Genomic DNA, 21884 nt, shown 5'->3' with positions numbered 1-21884 from the left:
CACAGCCGCGCCGTCGTCGTTGACCCGGCGTCACGCCAGTGGGGAGGATGGCTCCACCGGGGGAACGAGGTGGGGGTCGGCTCCACCGGCCGCCGGCAGGCATCCCCGGCCCAGCGGCCGAGGGGGCCGTGAATCCCGGGGGACCCGGGGGAGGAGTGTGCCGGCGATGGCCACACAACAGATGTCCGTGACGATGACCGGGTTCGCCGCGACCCATCCTGCACGACACCGGACGATCCCGAAGCTCGTGACGTTCCGTATGGCGTCCACACCGAGCTGGAACGACAACGGGCAGTGGAAGGACTCCGGCACCCTGTTCATCGAGGTGCAGTGCGGGGGACGGATGGCCGACCATGTTCTGACCAGCGTGGTGACAGGGGCGCCCCTGGTGATCGTGGGGAGGATGAACTCCTACTCCTACGTGCCGGAGAACCCCCGGAAGAACAGGGAGGGCAAGGAGATCCCCGAGACCGTGTGGCGCCTCACCGCCACGAACGTCGGGCTGGACCTGAGCCACTCCACGTCTACCTGGTCGCAGCGTGACAAGGTCAGGGAGCCGCAGGACGGTCCGGGGGCGGGTTCCGGTGCCGCCGGCGCGGAGGCGACGTCCTTCGGCGGGTTCGCCGCAGTCGCCGACACCGGCACCGACGGCGTCGGCGCGGGCGACGGTGACGCGGTGCCCGGGGACACCGACCAGGAGCTCGCCACCGCCGGCGAACCGTCGGCCCCGTTCTGACGCCCCCCGCACCGGCGGTACCGGGCTCGACTCGGTACCCGGTGGCCCCGTCCGAGACCATCGGAGATGCGCGTCATGAACAGTACGGGCGGCACAGACAGGATCTTCTGGTCGACGGGCCAACTCCTCGACACCAGAACGAGAAGGCAGATCCAACGCGAGGTCCGTGACGGGAGGTTGTACCGCCTCGCCCGGGGCATCTACAGCTCGGAGCCGCCGGACGACATGCTCACTCTGCGGGGACTCCACGAGCTCCGGGGGCTGGTGTACACGGGCAGGACGGCCATGGAGCTCTACACCGGTGAGCCTGTCACCTGGCCGGTGCAGGCCAGGCACCCGGGGCCGGGACGAACCACCGACTGTGCGACGATTCGGTCAGGGGTCCCCGGCGGGCTCAGGGAAGGGCGGGGGTTCCTGCTGGTCAGCCCGTTGCAGGCGGCGATGGACGCTGACCTCCCCGACGCTGACCTCCGGACTTTCCTGGCGGAGGCGTACCGCGGTAAGGGTGGGGGCGAGGTCCTGGAGGAGGACCTGTCCCTGTCGTCCGGCCACCGGGAGCGTGCCAGGGCACTGGTCCGGGACACACCCGTCGGTGCGGTGAGCCTGTTGGAGAGGCGGGCCTTCGAGATCGTCCGGGAGGCACTGGCCGACCTCCCGGTGACCGTGCTCCTCAACCAGATGGTCGGGAACTACTGCTACGACCTGGTGATCCCTGAGGCGAAGGTCGCGGTCGAGATCGACAGCTTCATGTACCACGCCGTCGACGGGCACGGGACCACGCTACGGAGTTTCATCAGGGAGAGGTGGAAGGACAACGAGGCAACCCACCTCGGCTGGGCACTGCAGCACTACACGAACCAGTGCATCCGCCTCGCCGCCGGAGAGGTGGCCGACGACATACGGCGGGCGGTCCTGCCCCGCATCAGGGGGCGGGCTGTGGCGCATCGGGAGAGCCTGCCGGAGGCCGTCTGGACGTGGCACCCGGCGCTCATGTCCTCCGGCGCCGCCACGTGTACCGAACCGAGCACAGAATGGTCCGGAGGTGCCCTGCCGATGGCTTGAGGCTCGACTTCGTACGCTTGCACGATGCCGTCGGCCCCGGACGAGCGACCGCCGGAACGCAGCTTCGGGTAACCCCGGCCCGGTGGGGTAGGCTCGTCAACCGTATACGACAGGGCTGGATGCACAGGTGCACGCAGCCGCGCGAACCGGAGGGAACACATTGGCCGAGTTCATCTACACGATGAGGAACGTACGCAAGGCGCACGGTGAGAAGGTTGTCCTGGACAACGTCACCATGAGCTTCTACCCGGGTGCGAAGATCGGCGTCGTCGGGCCGAACGGCGCCGGCAAGTCCTCGCTCCTGAAGATCATGGCGGGCATCGACCAGCCGTCCAACGGCGACGCCTTCCTCGATCCGGGGGCCACCGTCGGCATCCTGCTGCAGGAGCCGCCGTTGAACGAGGAGAAGACCGTCCGCGGGAACGTGGAGGAGGGCCTCGGCGAGATCTTCGAGATCAAGACCCGGTACGAGGCCATCGCCGAGGAGATGGCGACGAACTACACCGACGAGCTCATGGAGGAGATGACCGAACTCCAGGAGAAGATCGACGCCGCTGACGCGTGGGAGCTCGACTCCAAGATCGAGCAGGCGATGGACGCCCTGCGCTGCCCGCCGTCGGAGGAGATGGTGACCCACCTGTCCGGTGGTGAGCGTCGCCGTGTGGCCATGGCCAAGCTGCTGCTCAGCGAGCCGGACCTGCTGCTGCTCGACGAGCCGACCAACCACCTGGACGCGGAGAGCGTCCTGTGGCTGGAGAACCACCTCGCCAACTACAAGGGCGCCGTCCTGGCGGTCACCCACGACCGTTACTTCCTGGACCACGTCGCCGAGTGGATCTGCGAGGTCGACCGCGGCAAGCTCCACGGTTACGAGGGCAACTACTCGAAGTACCTGGAGACCAAGGCCGAGCGCCTCGAGGTCGCCGGCAAGAAGGACCAGAAGCTGCAGAAGCGGCTGAAGGAGGAGCTCGCCTGGGTCCGGTCCGGTGCCAAGGCGCGTCAGGCCAAGAACAAGGCACGTCTCCAGCGTTACGAGGAGATGGCCGCGGAAGCCGAGCAGTACAAGAAGCTCGACTTCGAGGAGATCCAGATCCCGACGCCGCCGCGCCTGGGCAACCAGGTCGTCGACGTCAAGAACCTCACCAAGGGGTTCGACGGCCGTACGCTGATCAAGGACCTGTCCTTCACTCTGCCGCGTAACGGCATCGTCGGCGTGATCGGCCCGAACGGTGTCGGTAAGTCCACGCTGTTCAAGACCATCGTCGGTCTCGAGGAGCCGGACGCCGGCGAGGTCGTCGTGGGTAAGACGGTGCAGCTGAGCTACGTCGACCAGAACCGTGAGAACATCGACCCGGAGAAGACGGTCTGGGAGATCGTCTCGGACGGTCTCGACTACATCATCGTCGGCCAGAACGAGATGCCGTCCCGCGCGTACCTGTCGGCCTTCGGGTTCAAGGGCGGCGACCAGCAGAAGCCGGCGAAGGTCCTTTCCGGTGGTGAGCGCAACCGTCTGAACCTCGCGCTGACCCTGAAGCTGGGCGGCAACCTGATCCTGCTGGATGAGCCGACCAACGACCTGGACGTCGAGACCCTGAGCTCCCTGGAGAATGCGCTGCAGAAGTTCCCGGGGTGTGCGGTGGTCATCTCGCACGACCGTTGGTTCCTGGACCGCACCTGTACCCACATCCTGGCCTGGGAGGGCAATGTGGCGGAAGGGCAGTGGTTCTGGTTCGAGGGCAACTTCGAGGACTACGAGAAGAACAAGGTCGAGCGCCTGGGTGCGGACGCCGCGCGCCCCACCCGGGTAACACATCGCCGTCTTTCCCGATAGAATCCTCCAGGAGACAAAACAGGACTACTGCGGCGTAGCCGTTCAGGCAGGGCCTCAGCGTCACACGCTGGGGTCCTTGGCCTGTGTAAGGAGAGACTTCGATGCCTTTTGTTGACCACGAGGCCACCGGTACCCGCTACCACAGCACACGGGTGAACCTCCGCTGGTCGGACTTCGACCAGTTCCAGCACGTCAACAATGCGGCGTACCTGGAGTTCTCCCAGGACGCCCGCATCGACTTCGTCCGGGACGTCGTCACGGAGATCGACATGGCGGTGCCGGCGTTCGTCGTGCGGTGGGCGTCGGTGGACTACCAGAAGTCCGTGTCGTCCAGTGAGGTCGCCCTGGTGGTGGAGTCGTTCATCTACCAGGTCGGGGTGAAGTCCTTCAAGATGCGTCAGTACATCAGGAACGCGCAGCACCGGCTCGTCGCGGTGGTCGACACCGTCAACGTCGCCGTGGACCCGATCTCGGGGAAGTCCCGTGACTGGTCGGAGAGTGACCTGGAGGTCATCAACACGTTCCTCATCCCGTTGGACGACGAGGAGGCGGCGCAGGACGGTACCGCCGGCGGCGACACCGTGCTCGGCGGGCGCGGCCGGTAGCGACCTCCGGCGTCCGGCAGCGAGCACGGGCGATACGCTGGACCCCATGATGCTCAACCTGCCGGGGTCCGGCCCCGCCGAAGAACTGTCGTTGACGCTGTCCGCCCCGGCGGACGGCCGTGCCGCGTCGCGGGTGTCTGAACTGCGGCGGACGGCCGCGGTGGCGACCCGCGTGCTGCGAATGGACAGCGGTGCCATGGCCCGGGTGGTCCGGGTGGGGGAGGACATGGCGGACGTCATCTTCTCGACCCCGCTGGGGTGCATCGTCGCCGAGCGGATCCACGCCGTGCCGTCGAGCGATGACGCGGTGGTCCTCGTGGACCCGCTGCCCCGGGTGCTCGCCGCCGCCGCTGACGCCGTCGCAGGCGTCTCCGGTGGGGACGACGCGCCGACGCCGGTGGTCCTCGGGTCGGTGGTGTCGCTGCTGTGGACGGGGACGGCGCCACCGGCGTCCGGGTACACCCTCGTCGACACCGTCCCCGCCGCCGACGTGCGGGAGCTGTTCGCGGGGATGCAGCGTGAGGCGGACGAGCACTCGGGGCCCGCGGGTCTGCCGCCGTCGTTGCTGGACCAGACGCTGCTGACGCTGTCCGGGCCGCAGGATTCTGGCACCGTGGAGATCACCGGCAGGGTGGTGGCGGCGCTCGGGGCCCTGGGCCTGGTGGTGGAGCCGAAGCGTGCCGACCTGCGCGGGTACGACCTGATCCGGGTCAGCACCACCGGTTCGTGGATCAGGGTCGACGCCCTGTTCGGCACGGCGTACGTCCCGCGCCCGGGCGGCCTGGCACGGATCCCGTCGCCGAGGTAGAGGTGCGGTTACCTACTGCAGCCGGTTGACCAGCATGTCCGCGACGCGGGTCATGTGGTCCCACATCGCCTGCCGGGGTGCCTCGGGCAGGTCGTCGTCGCTGACGGTCGCCAGCGCGGCGCCCATGATCTCCAGCCAGCGGTCGCGGGCCGCCGGGTCGATGGGGAAGTGCATGTGACGCATCCGCAGGCGGGGGTGGCCGCGCTGCTCGCTGAAGGTCTGCGGCCCGCCCCAGTACTGCACCAGGAACCAGCGCAGGCGGTCCTCGGCGCCGGCGAGGTCGTCGGCCGGGTACATCGGGCCGAGGATGTCGTCGTCCGGGATCCGGCGGTAGAACTCGTGGACGATGCGGCGGAAGACGTCCTCACCGCCGACGGCGTCGTAGAAGCTCTGCGGTCGGTTCATCAGCGTGCGTCGAACTTCCGGGCGGCGGCGGCACGGTCGGCGCGCGACAGTCCCTCGGACAGCACGCGGCGCAGGCCCGCGGGCGTGGCCTCGTCGGCGGCGGTGGCGCGCAGGTCGTCGGCGACGTCCTCGTAGCCGGCCCAGGAGGGGAACAGGCCGTCGAGGGTGCGCAACGCCATCTCCGAGGAGAGCTCCTCCCACATGTCCACGGCGCGCTGCACGTACTCCGGGCCGAACGGGGAGAGAAGTTCGTCCTGGCCGACGTGGGTCAGGCCGGCGATCATGTTGCGCAGCTCCAGGTTGCCCAGCTGCCGTCCCTCCAGGGTGATGGTGTTCCAGGCGGTCCGTTTGACGTCGATGTCGGGGCGGGCGGTGCGCGCCTTGACGGCGTTCATGCGTCCGGACGACGACCGGTCGGCCTGTTCCTCGGCGGCGATCAGCGCCTCGGCCTCGTCGTCGTCGAGGACGTCGACCGCGCCGACGAGTGCGGTGAGCAGGCGCCAGCGCAGGTCCTGGTCCACGGTGAAACCGGGCAGGAGTTCCTCGCCCGCGACGTCACCGATGCCCAGCAGGCCGCGCAGCCAGGCGACGGAGCCGGCGTCCTGCGCAGCGTTGGCGTAGGCGCGGACGAAGGCGAGACGGGCCTGGCCATCGGTGCGCTCGGCACCGGCCCGCAGCCCGTTGAGCAGCAGGGTACGTCCCTCCGGCCGCCAGGACGGTGCCGAGTAGTTCTCGACGGCGCCGATGGCCTGGGCGAGGATCTGCTCCAGCACACCGAGCTGTGTCTCGGCCCAGGCGCCGCGGACGACGAGGGACACGAAGTCGCGGGCGCGCATCTGGGCGTTGCGGGTCATCTGCCACGTCGCCGACCAGATCAGGGAGCGGGCCATGGGGTCGGAGATTCCGTCGATGTTGTCCACGGCGGTGGCGAGGGAGTCGTCGTCGAGGGCGAGGAAGCCGTAGGCGAGGTCGTCGTCGTTGACGAGGACGAGGTCGGCCTTCCGTTCGCCGACGAGTTCCGGGACCTCTGTGGAGGGGCCCTCCACGTCCGTCTCGACGCGGCGGCGCAGTACGACGGTGCCGTCCTCGTTGTCGTACAGGCCGACGGCGAGGCGGTGGGTGCGTGTCTCGCCCTCGCCCGGACGGGCCCCGGACTGGGTGACGGCGAAGGAGGTGTAGGCGCCGTCCTTCACGTCGGTCTCGGTGCCGAGGGTGTTGATGCCGGTGGTCTTGAGCCACTGGTCCGCCCAGTCCGACAGATCGCGCCCGGAAGCCTTCTCCAGCGCCCCGAGCAGGTCGTCGAACGTGGCGTTGCCCCAGGCGTGGTTGACGAAGTGGGCGCGGATGCCGGCGAAGAAGGGCTCCAGTCCGACGTAGGCGGCGAGTTGCTTGAGCAGTGAGGCGCCCTTGGCGTAGGTGATGCCGTCGAAGTTGGCGTCGACCTCGACGAGGTCGTTGGCCCCGGAGAAGACAGGGTGGGTGCTGGGCAGCTGGTCCTGGGCGTAGGCCCAGGACTTCTCCTTGTTGGCGAAGGTCACCCAGGCGGTGTCGTACTCGGTGGCGTGGGTCTGCGCCATGGCCGAGGACCAGGTGGCGAAGGACTCGTTGAGCCACAGGTCGTCCCACCAGCGCATGGTCACCAGGTCACCGAACCACATGTGGGCCAGTTCGTGGAGGATGGTGTCCGCCCGGCGCTCGTACTCGTAGTGGCTGGCGGCGGAGCGGAACACGTACTCGTCGCGGATGGTCACGCACCCGGCGTTCTCCATCGCCCCCATGTTGTACTCGGGGCAGAAGATCTGGTCGTACTTGTGGAACGGGTAGGCGACGCCGAAGTTCTTCGCGTAGTAGTTGAAGCCGGACTTCGTGACGTCGAAGAGGACGTCGGCGTCGAGGTACTCCGCCAGGGACTGCCGGACGTACAGGCCCAGCGGGACGGTGATCTCCCCCTCCGGCACGAGGCGGGTGTCGGTGACACCCTCGACCTCGGGGGTGGGGGTCAGTGACCCGGTCCAGGAGTCCGTCACGTGGTACCAGGGGCCGACGCAGAAGGCGATGAGGTAGGTGGACAGCTGGTAGTCGACGACGGCGCGGTGGGTGGTCTCGCCGGTCTTCTCACCACCGGTGGTCGTCGTGGACACCGTGTTGTTGGTGACCACGGTCCAGTCGGTGGGGGTGTGGACGGCGACCTCGTAGGTGGCCTTGATGTCGGGCTGGTCGAAGCAGGCGAAGACGCGTTTGGCGTCAGCCGCCTCGAACTGGGTGTACATGTAGACCCGGTTGTCCGCCGGGTCCTTGAACCGGTGCAGGCCCTCACCGGTGGTGGAGTAGAGGGACTCGGCGACGACGGTCAGTTCGTGGCGTCCCGGGGTGAGGTTGTCGAGCTGGAGACCGCGGGTCTCGTCGTACCGTCCTTCACCGTCACCGGGGAGGGCGAGCGGGAGGATGTCCTCGCCGTCCAGCTCCACCGTGGAGACCTCTTCGGCGCGCAGGTCGATGAAGGTGGACCCCGCCTTCGTGGCGGTGAACGTCACGGTGGTCACCGACGAGAACGTCCTGTGGTCCAGCTTCCCGCCCTCGGTGAGGTCGAGGTCGATGGCGTAGTGGACATCCGTGATCAGGTCCGACCGCGCGGCAGCCTCGGATCGGGTCAGATTGGTTGAACTCATAGGGAACCACGATAGTCGGCCCGGAGCGTCCTGTCCGGAGATGGGTCGGGTCAGGAGCGGCTCATGAGCGGCTCGGGAGCACCTCGGCGAAGGCAGGAGAAGGCAGGCGAAGGTACAGCTGCGCGTATCCTCGGGGCCGGACACCTGGACGCACACACCGAGGAGCATCACCATGAGCAGCACCAGCACGCCTGTCGCCCTGTACTTCGACGCCACGTGCCCGTTCGCGTGGGTCACGAGCCGCTGGATCAAGGAGGTCGAGACCGTCCGTGACATCGAGGTGACGTTCGCCCCCATGAGCCTGGCGGTGCTCAACGAGGACAAGGACATCCCGGCCGACTACGCCTCGAAGATCGAGGCGGCATGGGGTCCGGCACTGGTGGCGGCGGCGGTGTACACGAAGGAACCGGAGAAAGTCGACGCGCTGTACACCGCGATGGGCACCCGGATCCACGACCAGGGGCAGGGGGGACGTGCCGGGGAGGGCGCCTACGACGACCTCATCGCGGAGGTCCTGGAGGAGGTCGGACTCTCCGCCGACTACGCCGGTGCAGCGCATTCCCGTGGGGACGACGCCGGGGCCTGGGAGCCGACGCTGCGGAGCTACCACTCGACCGCCCTCGCCAAGGTCGGTGACGACGTGGGAACCCCGGTGGTGGAGTTGGACGGCCGCGCCTTCTTCGGCCCGGTCCTGACCCGTGTGCCGCGGGGTGAGGACGCCGGCAGGATCTTCGACGCCGCAGTCACCCTGGGCGGCTACGAGCACTTCTTCGAGCTGAAGAAGAGCAGGACGGAGGACCCGAGCGCGGAGTAGGGCGACCGCGGTCCCGTCTACAGGGTGGCGGTCCACTCGCCCTTCGCGGCGTTCCTGGAGGTCTGGCTGTGGGGCACGCCGCCGGGGTCGGCGAGCTTCCAGTCCATCGCGCCGTTGAGGCTCAGGGCGTCTTCGCCGCTGAAGGCGCCCGCCAGGACGACGAGGACCGTCGGGACGATGAACCACACGCGTTTGAGCAACGGCTTCTTCTGCGGTGCCGGTTGCTGTGGTTGGCCGTACTGGTTCTGGTCGGTCATGGGGGAGTGGTCCTCTTCGGGCGGCATCGCGCCGGCGCTCTCAGCCATACCCCCGGGGGTATGGAACGTTCACGGTTCCTCCCTGAGGAGTGTTCCCCTGCGATAGTATCTGCGGTGTCGGCAGGTCAGGGGATACGGAAGGATCGCCAACCGCTGACATTCCTCTCTGCGTCCTTATCGATCACACATGTCCAAGGGGCATGAATACTATGGGTTCACTTGAAGGAATCACCGGAATCGCTGACATTCTCGGCGACCTGCTCGAGATCGGTCTCGGCCTGCTCAAGGGCGATCTGACAGTGCTCAGCACTGAAGGTTCCCTGGCCGGGATCTTCGACGGCAGCAGCGAATGGGATCTGACGGGTTCCCTCGAGTCTGTCACCGGATCACTGTCTGAGGGCGGCAGCTCCGAGTCCGGGGCCGCGGGGTAGCCGACAAGTTCGGGAACGGCACCGGGCTACCGGAGCTCGGCAAGGTTCCCGTCGGTGTGGGGCCGGTGTCCATGTGGGCGCCGGCCCCACGTCCGTGTTCGGGAGCGGTGTTCGGGAGCCGTGTTCGGGGTCGGAAACTCGGCCACCGTCTACTGCAGGTCCTCTTCGTCGGATAAACTCGGTGCCATGCGTATCTACCTCGGTGCTGACCATGCCGGATTCGAGATGAAGAATGTCATCGCGGACCACCTCAAGGAGAAGGGGCACACCGTCATCGACTGCGGCGCCCACACCTTCGACCCTGAGGACGACTACCCCGCCTTCTGTATCGAAGCCGCCCGCAAGACCGTTGACGACGAAGGGTCGCTCGGCATCGTGCTCGGCGGTTCCGGCAACGGCGAGCAGATCGCCGCGAACAAGGTGGTCGGCGCCCGGTGTGCGCTGGCGTGGTCCGTGGAGACCGCGAAGCTCGCCCGGGAGCACAACAACGCCCAGCTGATCGGCATCGGCGGGCGTATGCACTCCGAGGCGGAGATCCTGGAGATCGTCGACGCGTTCATCGCCGAGCCGTGGTCGGGTGTGGACCGCCACCAGCGCCGGATCGCGATCCTCGAGACCTACGAGCAGACCGGCCAGACCCCGGAGATCCCCGGGGCGAAGTAACGCCGGAGAAGTGTCACCCGGGTCTCAGCTGGTGGGGGACTGGTTGTCCCGGGTGCGGCCGTTCCGGGCGGCGTTCCACTCCTTGATCTCCGCGGAGTCCCAGAGTGTCAGCCCGTGGTGTTTGGTGGCCGGTTTCGGGGCCCGGTCGCGACCGGCGTAGCTGGTGAAAGTGCCACGCGACGTCCCGGCGTAGTCGGCGCACTCCGCGGCTGTCCACAGTTCGCGGCCGGTGTCTGCGTCGATGATCATGGGCTTCATAGAAGCTCAGGGTACTTTCCTTCCCCTCTCTATGTAGTGTGAGCGGATCTTCGTCGACTCAGTCACCGTAAAGGCGCAGTTGGGGTGATTCTTTACCTGTGGAACGTGTGCCGACGGGGGTAGTGAAGGAGTGGAACTATAGGTATTTCCGCAGCGCCGCACCTGCCGGCCGGGTGATGAACCTCTCCGTGCGGCCTCACGGACATCGGCCTAGTGTCGGGAGGGTACGTACCGACCACCACTCTTACACGGGAGCAGTCCACACATGGCTCGCAATTACGCGGAACAACTCGTCGCAGCACTGGAGGCCCAGGGAGTGCGACGGATCTTCGGCCTCGTCGGCGACAGTCTGAACCCTGTGGTCAACGCGGTGAAGCGCAGCAGCATCGAGTGGTTCCACGTCCGGAACGAAGAAGCGGCCGCCTTCGCCGCCGGCGCGGAATCACAGGTCACCGGGAAGTTGGCCGTCTGTGCGGGGTCGTGCGGGCCGGGTAACACCCACCTGGTCCAGGGGCTCTACGACTCCCACCGCAACGGTGCGAAGGTGCTGGCGATCGCCAGCCACATCCCGTCCCAGTTCATCGGCTCGCACTACTTCCAGGAGACCCACCCGGAGGCGCTCTTCGCCGAGTGCTCGGGTTACTGCGAGATGGTGAATTCGGCCGCCCAGGGGGCGACGATCCTGCACCACGCGATCCAGTCGACGATGGCGGGCAACGGAGTCTCCGTCCTCGTCCTGCCCGGTGACATCGCCGGCGACGACGCGGTGGAGTCCCCGCAGCTGAACTCCGCCATCGCCGCGGAACGGCCGGTCGTCCACCCGGCGTCGGGCGAGCTGCAGGCTCTGGCGGACGCGGTCAACAAGGCGAAGAAGATCACGCTGTTCGGCGGCGCCGGCTGCCGCGACGCCCGCGACGAGGTCTTCGCGCTGGCGCAGAAGGTCAAGGCCCCGGTGGGCCACGCCTACGGTGGAAAGGAGTTCCTCCACTACGACAACCCCTACGACGTCGGGATGTCCGGTCTGCTCGGCTACGGCGCCTGCTCGGAGGCCTTCGACGAGGCGGACCTGCTGATCCTGCTCGGCACGGACTTCCCGTACACGGAGTTCCTCCCGCGCGACACCACGACGGCCCAGATCGACATCAAGGGCGGAAACATCGGACGTCGGACCACGGTCACCTACCCTGTTACCGGCGACGTCGCGGCCACGATCACTGACCTCCTGCCGCTCATCGAGGAGAAGTCGGACGCCAGCTTCCTGGAGTCGATGCTGAGGATGCAGGAGAAGAACCTGCGGCACGTCGTCGACGCCTACACGAAGAACATCGAGCACCACACCCCGATCCACCCCGAGTACGTGTCCTACGTCCTGGACGAGCTCGCCGACGACGACGCCGTGTTCACCGCGGACACCGGCATGTGCAATGTCTGGCACGCGCGCTACATCACCCCCACGGCCGACCGCACCCTCCTCGCGTCCTTCCGGCACGGGACGATGGCCAATGCGCTGCCGCAGGCCATCGGTGCCGCTGAGGGTGTCGAAGGACGTCGTCAGGTGATCGCCATGTGCGGTGACGGTGGTCTCGGCATGCTGATGGGTGAGCTCCTCACCATGAAGCTCCACGAGGTGCCTGTGAAGGCCGTGGTCTACAACAACTCGACCCTCGGCATGGTGAAGCTCGAGATGCTCGTGGCAGGGATGCCGGACTTCGGCACCGACCACGAGAAGGTCAACTACGCGGACATCGCCGAAGCCTGCGGCATCAGAGCCTTCCGCATCGAGGACCCCCGGGACGTGAAGTCCACCCTCGCCGAGGCCCTCGCCTACGACGGGCCGGCGGTGATCGACGTGGTGACGGACCCGAACGCACTGTCCATCCCGCCGGAGATCTCCCTGGAGCAGGTCGCCGGTTTCGCCCGTGCGGCGACGCGGACCGTCCTGGAAGGTGGCGTGGGCAAGATGCTCACCATGGCGAGGTCGAACCTGCGCAACGTCCCGCGGCCCTCGGGGTTCAAGGGGCTGTAGGACGCCGGGAGGGGCTGTGCCGTCAGGCGGCGTGGTCGGCGAGCAGCGAGTCCCAGGCGCCGGCCAGTTGGGCGTATTCCGCCTCGCACTCCTCCGCCCTCTCGGCGGGGAGGTCGCCACTGTCCACGAGGTGCCGGTAGTGGTGAGGGTAGGCACCGTACGCGTAGCAGAGGAAGTTGACCGACCGCTGTTCGTCGAGGGGGTGTGAGTCGTGGAACGCCAGGTCCTCCAGGCCCGTGTTCTCCGCCGACGTCAACGCGTACGTCTCCGCCACCGTCACCAGGTCCTCGGATGACCCGGCGTCGGTGGTGAGCATGTATGCGGCGAACTGGTCTGCGACGTCCTCCTCACGCCCGGTCACCGGCAGGTCGAGTTCCCAGATCAGGGCGTGGCCGGCCTCGTGGTAGAGGGTCGCAAGGGCACTCGCCAGGAGCTTGCGGTCTGTGCCGTCTGTGTCGTCTGTGCCGTTGTCTGCGGAGGCGTCTCCCGACGAGGTGAAGAGCGCCCTCTCGGAACCCACGAGTTCGTAGCAGAGTTCGATGCTGTGGGTCTCCGGGTCGAAGAACGCGTTGTCCTCCCCGCATTCCTTCGCCGTCACCCGCACCTCCCCGGGCACGGTGACAAGACGGTTCATGGTCCCGGAGAACCTCTCGAGCACCCTTCCTGACCGCAGCAGCTGAGCTTCGGTGGTGGTGTCCTCGGTGAGTGCCGGTTCGTAGACCGGGACGAAGCTGCCCTCGCCTGTCGCGGAGGTGGTTCCGGGCTCGGGCGCCGCAGCCGGCCTGTCTACGGTGCACCCGGCGAGCGCCAGCGCGAGGATCGCCGTTGACGCGGCCGTGGATGCGGCGGTGGACATGAATGTCCTGGGTGGTGCCACGGTTCACTCCTGCGGCGGCTCGGTGCCGGGAACTTTCGTCGGCGACGCAGGCCCAGGCGGATCGGTGATGTCGCCGACCCTACGTGTGATCCGTGGGGACGACGTACCTGGCATCGACGGCAGGGGGCCGCGATAGTCCCTGCTTATGGAGTGGGTGCACGTCGCATCCGCCCGGACATGCGCGAGAGCCCCGACCTGACCGGTCGGGGCTCTCATGTGGAGGGAGTGACGGGAATCGAACCCGCGTCTTCAGCTTGGAAGGCTGAGGTATTAGCCACTATACGACACTCCCGTTGTTGCGAGGACGACGATACACCACGATCCGGACGCAGGAAAACCGGCAGGCAGTGGTGGTCGTCGGGGCTCCGTGAGGTGGTCAGGGGTGTGTCGCCGCCGGTTGCGCTGGGGTTACCGGGACCCGCTGTTGCCCGGTTTTCCCGGCACCCCGTAACATCGTCGCCAGCGGAACTTCTGGTGACAGAGGTTCTGCGGCCGGGATATGGCGCAGTTTGGTAGCGCACTCGCTTTGGGAGCGAGGGGTCGTGGGTTCAAATCCCGCTATCCCGACGGGTATCGACCGGATGCCGGTCAGACTGGGCGCCCCGCCGGGTGCTCTGCCGGGCGGCAGTCCCGTGGGCGAGAACGATGAAGTCCGCGGAGAGCCGACCCCCATGTCTGCCGTCGTCAGTAGCACGATAAAATCGACATCGACCATTACCGGTGGCAGCCTCCGGCCGTTCTCGCCCGCCCTGTGGATCACCGTCAGGTGAGCCGCACCAGGTGGGGCAGTGAGACCCGGAGGTGACGCGGACGGACGAACCCGCGGCTCCACCGGCCGCAAGTACACATACCAAGAACACACAGGAGTGTGCATCCGTGAAGAGCTCCGTTGAACAGCTGAGTGCCACCCGCGCCAAGCTCACCGTCGAGGTTCCCTTCGAGGAACTGAAGCCTGAGTTCGACAACGCCTACAAGTCCCTCGCCCAGCAGGTCAGCCTGCCGGGCTTCCGCAAGGGCAAGGTTCCGGCGAAGATCCTCGAGGCCCGTCTGGGTCGTGGGTCGATCCTCAATGAAGTTCTCAACGAGATGCTGCCGAGCCGCTACAGCCAGGCCGTCGAGGAGAACGACGTCAAGGCTCTCGGCCAGCCCGAGATCGACATCGCCGAGCTCGAGGACAACGACCACGTCACCTTCACCGCCGAGGTCGACGTCCGCCCCGAGATCGACGTCCCGGACTTCGCGGACCTCTCCGTCGAGGTGGACGCCATCGAGGCCGACGAAGAGTCCGTCGAGTCGGAGCTGACCAACCTGCGTGCCCGTTTCGGCACCCTGAAGGCCGTGGAGCGCGCCGTGCAGGACGGCGACTTCGTCTCCATCGACCTGACCGCCACGGTCGACGGTGAGACCGTCGACGAGGCGTCCTCCGAGGGGCTGTCCTACGAGGTCGGCACCGCCTCCCTCGTCGAGGGCCTGGACGACGCACTCGTCGGCCTGTCCGAGGGTGAGTCCAAGGAGTTCACCACCACGCTGGTCGCCGGCGAGCACGCCGACAGCGAGGCCCAGGCCACCGTGACCGTCAAGTCCGTCAAGGAGCGCGAGCTGCCGGAGCTGGACGACGACTTCGCCCAGCTGGCGTCCGAGTTCGACACCCTCGACGAGCTGAAGGACTCCCTGAAGTCCCAGGTCGAGGAGCAGCTCAAGGGTCAGCAGGCCGCTGACATCCGCGACAAGGTCCTGGCCGCCGCGCTGGAGAAGACCGAGGTCGCCCTGCCGGAGTCCGTCGTCAAGGAGCAGGTCGACGGCCAGGTCCAGCAGCTGGTCAGCCAGTTCGGTGGTGACGAGGCGGTCTTCGAGCAGATGCTCGCCGCGCAGGACATCACCCGCGAGAAGTTCGAGGAGGACGCCCGCGAGGGTGCCGAGGACTCCGTGCGTACCCAGCTGTTCCTGGACGCCCTGGCGGACATCGAGAAGCCGGAGGTCTCCCAGCAGGAGCTCACCGACCACATCCTGTTCACCGCGCAGCGCTACGGCATGGACCCGAACCAGTTCGTGATGCAGCTGCAGCAGTCCGGCCAGATCGCCAACCTCTTCGCCGATGTGCGCCGCGGCAAGGCCCTGGCCATCAACATCTGCAAGGTCACGGTGACCGACGACAAGGGCAACTCCATCGACCCGAAGGACTTCTTCGGCGAGGAGGCCGAGGGTGCGGAAGGTGCCGAGGGCACCGACGCGGCCGGATCCTCCGACGAGGAGAAGACCGAGAACTAGGTCCGGCCCCGCCAGACCCGTTCAGCCTGTCCGCCGCCGCGGCACCGGGAGCCTTCCCGGTGCTGCGGCGGCGTCGTCGGTTCCGGCGGGAGCCACCGTGCGCTGACAGCGAACACGGCCCCGGGGAGGGGCGTCGACGCTGCGCGTTGACTAGTCTGGTGCACAGTCCAACACGTGAATGTGAGCGAGGAGCTTAAGTGAGCACTAATGACATGTCTGCCGGTCAGGCACTGCGCCATGCGCAGATGGCCTCCACCGCGGGGATGAACCTCAACGACTCGGTGTTCGAGCGACTGTTGCGCGAGCGCATCATCTTCCTGGGCACCCAGGTCGACGATGAGATCGCCAACAAGCTCTGCGCACAGATCCTGCTGCTCAGTGCGGAGGATCCCGAGAGGGACATTTCGCTGTACATCAACTCGCCGGGCGGTTCGGTGACCGCCGGTATGGCGATTTTCGACACCATGCAGTTCGCGCCCTGCGACGTCGCGACCTACGGCATGGGCCTGGCTGCCTCGATGGGCCAGTTCCTGCTGTCGGCAGGTGCGAAGGGCAAGCGTTACGCCCTGCCGCATGCGCGCATTATGATGCACCAGCCGTCGGCCGGTGTCGGTGGTACCGCCGCCGACATCGCCATCCAGGCGGAGCAGTTCGCACAGACCAAGCGTGAGATGGCGGAGCTCATCGCCGAGCACACCGGTCAGACCCTGGAGCAGATCCAGAAGGACTCCGACCGCGACCGCTGGTTCACCGCCCACCAGGCGCTCGAGTACGGCTTCGTCGACCACGTGATCAGCTCGGCGAAGGAGCAGTAAGCAGAGATGGAAAGCAGCAACATGAACGGTTTCACCCACGCCAGCGAACTCACCGGCCAGGTGTCGGGCGCGCAGATGCCCACCTCGCGGTACATCCTGCCCTCGTTCGTCGAGCACTCCTCGTGGGGTGCCAAGGAGTCCAACCCGTACAACAAGCTCTTCGAGGAGCGCATCATCTTCCTGGGGACCCAGGTCGACGACGCCTCGGCGAACGACATCATGGCCCAGCTCCTGGTGCTCGAGGGGCTCGACCCCGACCGGGACATCACCATGTACATCAACTCCCCGGGCGGTTCCTTCACCGCGTTGATGGCGATCTACGACACGATGCAGTACGTCCGTCCCGACATCGTGACGGTCTGCCTCGGTCAGGCGGCGTCGGCCGCTGCCGTGCTGCTGGCGGCCGGCACGAAGGGCAAGCGGGCGGCTCTGCCGAACTCGCGCGTGCTGATCCACCAGCCCGCCACGCAGGGGACGCAGGGGCAGGTCTCGGACCTGCAGATCCAGGCGGAGGAGATCGAGCGTATGCGTCGTCTCATGGAGACCACGCTGGCCCGCCACACCAACCGCACCGAGGAGCAGGTGCGTGCGGACACTGACCGCGACAAGTTCCTGACCGCCGAGGGTGCCAAGGAGTACGGCATCATCGACCAGGTCTTCGAGTACCGCAAGCTGTCTGCGCAGCAGCAGCAGTAGCAGCAGTAGCGGCCCCCCGGGCACACTGACGCCGCGTGGCCGGCCGGACCATGTCCGGTCCCGGCCCCGCGGCGTCAGTCATGTCCTGTACTTCTGTGCGCCGGGTGGGGAGCGACGGCGGAGGTACTGCTGTATCTACGTGTTTCCACCTACCCTTAACCACCCCCCTGGGTGACCCCCGAGGTTCTCGGGGAGGCACGAAAGCTGCAGCACAGAGACATGTCATCAAGGAAAACCAGTTCGTGATGCGAACGGGTTTGCGCGTGGCGCACGGCCTACTACCGTGAGACCCACATCACGTTCCCGAAATCCCGCAGAAGGGGTCACGCCCATGGTTCCCATCAGTAACGTCGCCGTCGACGGAAGCTTCGCACCGTTGCACTTCCCGGAATACAGGACGACCGTGCTCCGTAACCCGAACAACGACCTGCTGATGGTGCCCGAGCGGCTCGGGGAGACCACCGGACCGGTCTTCGGTGACGGTGCGATCGGCGCCGAGGACAACGACATGACCCAGGCCAACGGCGGCGAGGCCATCGGCCAGCGCATCTTCGTGCACGGCCGGGTCCTCGACGCCGACGGCAGGCCGGTGCCCGACACCCTCGTCGAGGCGTGGCAGGCCAACTCGGCCGGCCGCTACCGCCACAAGAACGACTCCTGGCCGGCACCGCTGGACCCGCACTTCAACGGTGTGGCCCGGACGCTGACCGACAGGAACGGTGTCTACAGCTTCTACACGGTGCAGCCCGGCTGCTACCCGTGGGGCAACCACACCAACGCCTGGCGCCCCGCGCACATCCACTTCTCGCTGTTCGGCCGGCAGTTCGCCGAGCGTCTGGTCACCCAGATGTACTTCCCCGGTGACCCGATGTTCTTCCAGGACCCGATCTACAACTCCGTGCCCGAGGGCGCCCGTGAGCGCATGATCGCCGTCTTCGACTACGACGAGACGCGGGAGAACTTCGCCCTGGGCTACAAGTTCGACATCGTGCTCCGCGGCCGCGACGCCACCCACTTCGAGTAGACCCCCGCACTTTCCCGACAGGAGTAGACAGATGATCGACAGTGACCCGAAGGGCCCCTACCGCTATCCCGTGTCCGACATCCGGGACCAGGACGAGGCGCCGCAGGGCATCATGCCGTCCCAGACGGTGGGCCCCTACGTCCACATCGGCCTGACCACGCCCGGCGCCGAGAACCTCGTCGACGAGGAGTCCGCCTCGTTCGCCGAGGGGGATGTCGTCGAGGTGACTTTCTCGGTCACCGACGGTGCCGGCCACCGCGTGAAGGACGCCATGATCGAACTCTGGCAGGCTGACGGCGACGGCATCTTCCCCTCTCCGTACGACGAGCGGTCGGACGAGGGCTCGCTGAAGGGCTGGAACCCGTTGCTCGGTGCCGGTATCGGCCGTGGCTTCGTCGACGACACCGGTGAGGTGACCTTCCGCACCCGCCGTCCCGGCGCCACGCCCGTGGCCGTCGGGGACAGCGCGGAGGAGGCTCCCCACCTCAAGGTCGGTGTCTTCGCCCGTGGCATCCTGGAGCGTCTCTACACCCGCGCCTACTTCCCGGACCAGGACCGCGCAGACGACCCGGTGCTGGCCGTGGTCCCGGAGAACCGCCGCGACCTCCTGGTGCTGACGCAGGAGGGGGAGAACTCCTACCGCATGGACATCGTCCTCCAGCACGAGGACGCCTCCGCCGAAACCCCGTTCTTCCGGGTCTGACGTGCGGTCTGACGTGAGCGACGATCACGGACGCCCCCTGGCAGGGGCACTGGCACGAACCCTCTACGGCGACATCGCCTCCGGGGACACCACGGCTGCGGCGGCCCTCTCGGACGCAGCGTTCATCGGCCGCATGGTCGATGTCGAGGCGGCCCTCGCCCTGGCGGTCGGAGACGCCGGCCTGGTGGACCGGGGGACCGCGGACGCCACCGCCGAGCTCATCGGTGCGACGAGTCTGGACGGCGCCGCCCTGGTGGACCTCGCCGAGGCGTCGGTCGCCGGTGGCAATCCCGCCATCCCCCTCGCCCGTCGCCTCAAGGACGCGGCGACCGGGGCCGGTCTCGGCGTCGCCGCGGTGCACCGGGGGGCGACGAGCCAGGACATCATCGACACGGCGCTGGTGCTGTGCCTCCGCGACGCAGGCGACGCGATACTCGCGACCGCCGGGTCGTTGACCGGCGACCTGAGGGACCTGGCCCGGGAACACCGTACGACACCGGTCATCGGCCGTACCCTGGGCCAACAGGCCGTCCCCACCACCTTCGGCGTCATCGTCGCGGGGTGGCTCCGGCAGACCGCGGCCGCCGCGAACCGGCTGCGCGACGTCCTCGACGCGCTGCCCGTCCAGTACGCCGGTGCCGCCGGCAACCTGGCGTCCACCGCGCCGTCGGGCCTGGACGTGCACGCCGCACTGGCGAAGCGTCTCGGTCTCGCCGCCACCCCGCTGGTCTGGCACACCGACCGGCTGCCCCTCGTCGAGGTCGCCACCGCACTGGCGGCGTTGGCGGGCGCGGTCCGCAAGATCGCCGGTGACGTCATCGTCTTCTCCGCCACCGAGGTCGGGGAGTTGCGGGAGTCCGCACCGGGCGGCTCCTCGGCGATGCCGCACAAGGCCAACCCGGCCGCCGCCATCGCCGCCGACGGCTACGCCCGTCGGACCCCCGCCCTGGCGGCGACGATGCTCGACGCCATGGACCAGCGGATGCAGCGGGCGACCGGGGCCTGGCACGCCGAATGGCAGACCGTCCGTGACCTCGCCGCGGCCACCGCGGGTGCGGTGAACCGGACCAGGGCAAGCATCGACGGCATCACCGTGGACACCGCGGCGATGCGGCGCAACCTGGCGCTCACCGACGGTGCGGTGCTCGCCGAGGCGCTGGGACGCCACGTCCCGCGCGCCGAGGTCGACCGGGCGGTCGCCGACGGCACCCTCGGTGAGCTGACGGAACAGGCACGCCGCGACCACGGCTTCAGCACGGACCCGGGCGACCACACCGGACACGCCGCCGACATCGTCGACGCCGTACTGGACGACCTGAACACCCGAAAGGACCCCTCATGACTGACTCCGACGCCTACTCCGCCGGTCGCGCCGCCGCCCACGAGCGCGGGATGCGCAACCGCCGCGCCGTCCTCGGCGACGAGCACGTCGACCGCTCCATCGAGAAGAAGACGCCCGTCACGGAGAAGTTCCAGGACTTCATCACCCGCACCGCCTGGGGGGACGTCTGGGAGCGCCCTGGTCTCAGCCACACGCAGCGCCGCCTGCTGACCATCGCGGTGCTCACCGGCGTGGGCAACGACGGTGAGCTCGACATGCACATCCGGGCCGCCCTGCGTGCAGGGGTCGACGCCGACACCATCGGCGAGGTGCTGCTGCACACCGCCGTCTACGCCGGCGTCCCGAACTCCAACCACGGGTTCGCCCTGCTGAACGCCGCCGTCCAGGACCTGTCATGAGCGAGTACGTTCCCGTCGCCGTCATCGGTGCGGGGCCGGCCGGGCTGACCCTGTCGCACCTGCTCCACCGGCACGGCGTGGAGTCCGTGGTGATCGAGTCCCGTTCCCGTGAGGACGTGGAGACCACGGTGCGGGCCGGCATCCTGGAACAGGGCACGCTGGACCTGATGCGACGGACCGGTGTCGGTGAGCGCATGGAGCGCGAGGCCGACATCGACGAGGGCATCGAGATCTCGGTGCAGGGTGAGCGCACCAGAATCGACCTGACCGGGCTCACCGGCCACACCGTGGCGGTGTACCCCCAGCACGAGTACCTCATCGACCTGGTGGCCCGCAGGCTCGCCGACGGCGGCACCGTGCTGTTCGACACCACCGTCGACGCCGTCAGCGGCACCGACACCGGCACCGGTGGGCCCGCGGTGATCGACTACACCGACTCCGCCGGGCGCCCGGGCCGGATCCGGGCCGACTACGTCGTCGCCGCGGACGGGTCCCGGTCGCCCCACCGGGGGACCGTGGACCCGGGTGGTGCCGGACGTCACCGTCACGAGTACCCCTACGCCTGGTTCGGGGTGCTGGTGAACGCACCGAAGACGCAGAAGGAACTGATCTACGCCACCCATCCGGAGGGCTTCGCGCTGATCTCCACCCGCTCGGAGACCGTGCAGCGCTACTACCTGCAGTGCGACCCCTCCGACACGGTGGGGGACTGGTCGGACGACCGGATCTGGGAGGCACTGCACACCCGGGCCGACTCGCCCGACCTGCAGGTGGCGGAAGGCCAGATCTTCGACAAGGCGGTCCTCCGGTTCCGTTCCGCGGTCACCGAACCGATGCAGCGCGGACGGCTGTTCCTGGCCGGCGACGCCGCACACACCGTCCCGCCGACCGGGGCCAAGGGAATGAACCTGGCCGTCGCTGACGCCGCCGTTCTCGCACCGGCACTGGTACGGGCACTGCGGGGACGTCCCGAACTGCTCGCCGACTACTCCCGCATCGTCCTGCCCCGCATCTGGCGGGCACAGCACTTCTCCTGGTGGATGTCGTCGATGCTGCACCAGGCACCTGAGGCGACGACCTTCGAGTCCCGTCGCCGTCTCGCGGAACTGTCCTCCGTCCTGTCCTCCGAGGCGGGACGACGCTACCTGGCCGAACAGTACGTCGGCCGGGATCTCCCGGAATTCGAGGTCTGAACC

General features: G+C 67.8%; 22 protein-coding genes and 2 tRNA genes. 18 read left to right on the top strand and 6 right to left on the bottom strand.

Translation table 11 applies throughout. The features are described 5' to 3' along the window. The first annotated feature begins 166 nt into the window (after nucleotides 1-166). The 5 genes from Q0A34_RS11135 (at nucleotide 167) to Q0A34_RS11115 (ending at nucleotide 5042) form a co-directional block, all read left to right on the top strand. The gene (locus tag Q0A34_RS11135) at nucleotides 167-736 is read left to right on the top strand and encodes a single-stranded DNA-binding protein (protein ID WP_291480060.1); all 570 of its coding nucleotides are present in this window, start codon (nucleotides 167-169) and stop codon (nucleotides 734-736) included. 75 nt (nucleotides 737-811) lie between these two features. Continuing rightward, nucleotides 812-1798 (top strand): hypothetical protein, encoded by a 987-nt coding sequence (locus Q0A34_RS11130; protein ID WP_291480059.1) that lies wholly within the window; start codon nucleotides 812-814, stop codon nucleotides 1796-1798. A gap of 160 nt (nucleotides 1799-1958) precedes the next feature. Further along, nucleotides 1959-3629, top strand: a complete 1671-nt coding sequence (gene ettA / locus Q0A34_RS11125) for an energy-dependent translational throttle protein EttA (protein WP_291480058.1) — start codon at nucleotides 1959-1961, stop codon at nucleotides 3627-3629. A gap of 101 nt (nucleotides 3630-3730) precedes the next feature. Continuing rightward, a complete protein-coding gene (locus tag Q0A34_RS11120; protein ID WP_291480057.1) occupies nucleotides 3731-4234 on the top strand; it encodes a thioesterase family protein in 504 nt (167 codons plus the stop codon). A gap of 46 nt (nucleotides 4235-4280) precedes the next feature. Continuing rightward, nucleotides 4281-5042, top strand: a complete 762-nt coding sequence (locus Q0A34_RS11115; RefSeq protein WP_291480056.1) for a hypothetical protein — start codon at nucleotides 4281-4283, stop codon at nucleotides 5040-5042. A gap of 12 nt (nucleotides 5043-5054) precedes the next feature. Here Q0A34_RS11115 and Q0A34_RS11110 read toward each other — a convergent pair whose 3' ends face one another. Beyond that, entirely contained in the window at nucleotides 5055-5447 is a 393-nt protein-coding gene (locus Q0A34_RS11110) for a globin (protein ID WP_291480055.1), read from the bottom strand. Continuing rightward, a complete protein-coding gene (gene pepN / locus Q0A34_RS11105) occupies nucleotides 5447-8116 on the bottom strand; it encodes an aminopeptidase N (protein WP_291480054.1) in 2670 nt (889 codons plus the stop codon). Before pepN ends, Q0A34_RS11110 begins: the two co-directional genes overlap by 1 nt. A gap of 172 nt (nucleotides 8117-8288) precedes the next feature. Here pepN and Q0A34_RS11100 point away from each other — a divergent pair, with 172 nt between their 5' ends. Beyond that, nucleotides 8289-8930 carry a disulfide bond formation protein DsbA gene (locus Q0A34_RS11100; protein ID WP_291480053.1) on the top strand — a complete coding sequence of 214 codons (642 nt, stop codon included), beginning with the start codon at nucleotides 8289-8291 and terminating at the stop codon, nucleotides 8928-8930. A 17-nt stretch (nucleotides 8931-8947) separates the two neighbouring features. On the opposite strand, the gene Q0A34_RS11095 is transcribed toward Q0A34_RS11100, so the two are convergent. After that, complete coding sequence (locus Q0A34_RS11095) at nucleotides 8948-9235, bottom strand: hypothetical protein (RefSeq protein ID WP_291480052.1); 288 nt, start codon at nucleotides 9233-9235, stop codon at nucleotides 8948-8950. A gap of 161 nt (nucleotides 9236-9396) precedes the next feature. Between Q0A34_RS11095 and Q0A34_RS11090 the strand changes: the two genes are divergently transcribed. Further along, nucleotides 9397-9618: a hypothetical protein gene (locus tag Q0A34_RS11090; RefSeq protein WP_291480051.1), complete on the top strand. Its 222-nt coding sequence runs from the start codon at nucleotides 9397-9399 to the stop codon at nucleotides 9616-9618. Nucleotides 9619-9804: 186 nt separating this feature from the next. Next, nucleotides 9805-10281, top strand: a complete 477-nt coding sequence (locus tag Q0A34_RS11085; RefSeq protein WP_291480050.1) for a ribose-5-phosphate isomerase — start codon at nucleotides 9805-9807, stop codon at nucleotides 10279-10281. Between the two features lie 24 nt (nucleotides 10282-10305). On the opposite strand, the gene Q0A34_RS11080 is transcribed toward Q0A34_RS11085, so the two are convergent. Then, nucleotides 10306-10539, bottom strand: coding sequence for a hypothetical protein (locus Q0A34_RS11080; protein ID WP_291480049.1), 234 nt, complete (start codon nucleotides 10537-10539; stop codon nucleotides 10306-10308). 265 nt (nucleotides 10540-10804) lie between these two features. Between Q0A34_RS11080 and Q0A34_RS11075 the strand changes: the two genes are divergently transcribed. Continuing rightward, a complete protein-coding gene (locus Q0A34_RS11075) occupies nucleotides 10805-12565 on the top strand; it encodes a pyruvate dehydrogenase (protein ID WP_291480048.1) in 1761 nt (586 codons plus the stop codon). A gap of 22 nt (nucleotides 12566-12587) precedes the next feature. On the opposite strand, the gene Q0A34_RS11070 is transcribed toward Q0A34_RS11075, so the two are convergent. Together Q0A34_RS11070 and Q0A34_RS11065 are read right to left on the bottom strand one after the other, a co-directional pair. Beyond that, nucleotides 12588-13421, bottom strand: a complete 834-nt coding sequence (locus Q0A34_RS11070; protein ID WP_291480047.1) for a DUF4344 domain-containing metallopeptidase — start codon at nucleotides 13419-13421, stop codon at nucleotides 12588-12590. Between the two features lie 238 nt (nucleotides 13422-13659). Then, nucleotides 13660-13734, bottom strand: a tRNA-Gly gene (locus Q0A34_RS11065). Nucleotides 13735-13935: 201 nt separating this feature from the next. Between Q0A34_RS11065 and Q0A34_RS11060 the strand changes: the two genes are divergently transcribed. From Q0A34_RS11060 to Q0A34_RS11020, 9 genes are all read left to right on the top strand, one after another. Then, a tRNA-Pro gene (locus Q0A34_RS11060) sits at nucleotides 13936-14009 on the top strand. Nucleotides 14010-14318: 309 nt separating this feature from the next. Beyond that, nucleotides 14319-15710 (top strand): trigger factor, encoded by a 1392-nt coding sequence (tig, locus tag Q0A34_RS11055; RefSeq protein WP_291480046.1) that lies wholly within the window; start codon nucleotides 14319-14321, stop codon nucleotides 15708-15710. A 245-nt stretch (nucleotides 15711-15955) separates the two neighbouring features. Continuing rightward, nucleotides 15956-16525, top strand: coding sequence for an ATP-dependent Clp protease proteolytic subunit (locus tag Q0A34_RS11050; protein WP_291480087.1), 570 nt, complete (start codon nucleotides 15956-15958; stop codon nucleotides 16523-16525). A gap of 6 nt (nucleotides 16526-16531) precedes the next feature. Continuing rightward, nucleotides 16532-17221 (top strand): ATP-dependent Clp protease proteolytic subunit, encoded by a 690-nt coding sequence (locus Q0A34_RS11045; protein ID WP_291480045.1) that lies wholly within the window; start codon nucleotides 16532-16534, stop codon nucleotides 17219-17221. Between the two features lie 331 nt (nucleotides 17222-17552). Next, the gene (pcaH, locus tag Q0A34_RS11040) at nucleotides 17553-18245 is read left to right on the top strand and encodes a protocatechuate 3,4-dioxygenase subunit beta (RefSeq protein ID WP_291480044.1); all 693 of its coding nucleotides are present in this window, start codon (nucleotides 17553-17555) and stop codon (nucleotides 18243-18245) included. 31 nt (nucleotides 18246-18276) lie between these two features. Beyond that, nucleotides 18277-18948, top strand: coding sequence for a protocatechuate 3,4-dioxygenase subunit alpha (pcaG, locus tag Q0A34_RS11035; RefSeq protein ID WP_291480043.1), 672 nt, complete (start codon nucleotides 18277-18279; stop codon nucleotides 18946-18948). Nucleotides 18949-18961: 13 nt separating this feature from the next. Then, nucleotides 18962-20290: a lyase family protein gene (locus tag Q0A34_RS11030; protein WP_291480042.1), complete on the top strand. Its 1329-nt coding sequence runs from the start codon at nucleotides 18962-18964 to the stop codon at nucleotides 20288-20290. Then, nucleotides 20287-20688 (top strand): 4-carboxymuconolactone decarboxylase, encoded by a 402-nt coding sequence (pcaC, locus tag Q0A34_RS11025; RefSeq protein ID WP_291480041.1) that lies wholly within the window; start codon nucleotides 20287-20289, stop codon nucleotides 20686-20688. The genes Q0A34_RS11030 and pcaC overlap by 4 nt, the downstream gene beginning before the upstream one ends. Next, complete coding sequence (locus Q0A34_RS11020; RefSeq protein ID WP_291480040.1) at nucleotides 20685-21881, top strand: 4-hydroxybenzoate 3-monooxygenase; 1197 nt, start codon at nucleotides 20685-20687, stop codon at nucleotides 21879-21881. The genes pcaC and Q0A34_RS11020 overlap by 4 nt, the downstream gene beginning before the upstream one ends. Nucleotides 21882-21884: the final 3 nt, after the last annotated feature.

Origin of the sequence: Corynebacterium sp. (assembly GCF_022712195.1) — a bacterium.
Classification (GTDB): domain Bacteria; phylum Actinomycetota; class Actinomycetes; order Mycobacteriales; family Mycobacteriaceae; genus Corynebacterium.
This window is presented reverse-complemented; position numbering and strand designations above follow the sequence as displayed.

Coding starts and splice junctions, on each gene's coding strand:
- Q0A34_RS11135 (WP_291480060.1), top strand. CDS start 167: ATGGCCACACAACAGATGTCCGTGACGATGACCGGGTTCGCCGCGACC.
- Q0A34_RS11130 (WP_291480059.1), top strand. CDS start 812: ATGAACAGTACGGGCGGCACAGACAGGATCTTCTGGTCGACGGGCCAA.
- Q0A34_RS11120 (WP_291480057.1), top strand. CDS start 3,731: ATGCCTTTTGTTGACCACGAGGCCACCGGTACCCGCTACCACAGCACA.
- Q0A34_RS11115 (WP_291480056.1), top strand. CDS start 4,281: ATGATGCTCAACCTGCCGGGGTCCGGCCCCGCCGAAGAACTGTCGTTG.
- Q0A34_RS11110 (WP_291480055.1), bottom strand. CDS start 5,447: ATGAACCGACCGCAGAGCTTCTACGACGCCGTCGGCGGTGAGGACGTC.
- pepN (WP_291480054.1), bottom strand. CDS start 8,116: ATGAGTTCAACCAATCTGACCCGATCCGAGGCTGCCGCGCGGTCGGAC.
- Q0A34_RS11100 (WP_291480053.1), top strand. CDS start 8,289: ATGAGCAGCACCAGCACGCCTGTCGCCCTGTACTTCGACGCCACGTGC.
- Q0A34_RS11095 (WP_291480052.1), bottom strand. CDS start 9,235: ATGGCTGAGAGCGCCGGCGCGATGCCGCCCGAAGAGGACCACTCCCCC.
- Q0A34_RS11090 (WP_291480051.1), top strand. CDS start 9,397: ATGGGTTCACTTGAAGGAATCACCGGAATCGCTGACATTCTCGGCGAC.
- Q0A34_RS11085 (WP_291480050.1), top strand. CDS start 9,805: ATGCGTATCTACCTCGGTGCTGACCATGCCGGATTCGAGATGAAGAAT.
- Q0A34_RS11080 (WP_291480049.1), bottom strand. CDS start 10,539: ATGAAGCCCATGATCATCGACGCAGACACCGGCCGCGAACTGTGGACA.
- Q0A34_RS11075 (WP_291480048.1), top strand. CDS start 10,805: ATGGCTCGCAATTACGCGGAACAACTCGTCGCAGCACTGGAGGCCCAG.
- Q0A34_RS11070 (WP_291480047.1), bottom strand. CDS start 13,421: ATGTCCACCGCCGCATCCACGGCCGCGTCAACGGCGATCCTCGCGCTG.
- Q0A34_RS11050 (WP_291480087.1), top strand. CDS start 15,956: ATGGCCTCCACCGCGGGGATGAACCTCAACGACTCGGTGTTCGAGCGA.
- Q0A34_RS11045 (WP_291480045.1), top strand. CDS start 16,532: ATGGAAAGCAGCAACATGAACGGTTTCACCCACGCCAGCGAACTCACC.
- pcaH (WP_291480044.1), top strand. CDS start 17,553: ATGGTTCCCATCAGTAACGTCGCCGTCGACGGAAGCTTCGCACCGTTG.
- pcaG (WP_291480043.1), top strand. CDS start 18,277: ATGATCGACAGTGACCCGAAGGGCCCCTACCGCTATCCCGTGTCCGAC.
- pcaC (WP_291480041.1), top strand. CDS start 20,287: ATGACTGACTCCGACGCCTACTCCGCCGGTCGCGCCGCCGCCCACGAG.
- Q0A34_RS11020 (WP_291480040.1), top strand. CDS start 20,685: ATGAGCGAGTACGTTCCCGTCGCCGTCATCGGTGCGGGGCCGGCCGGG.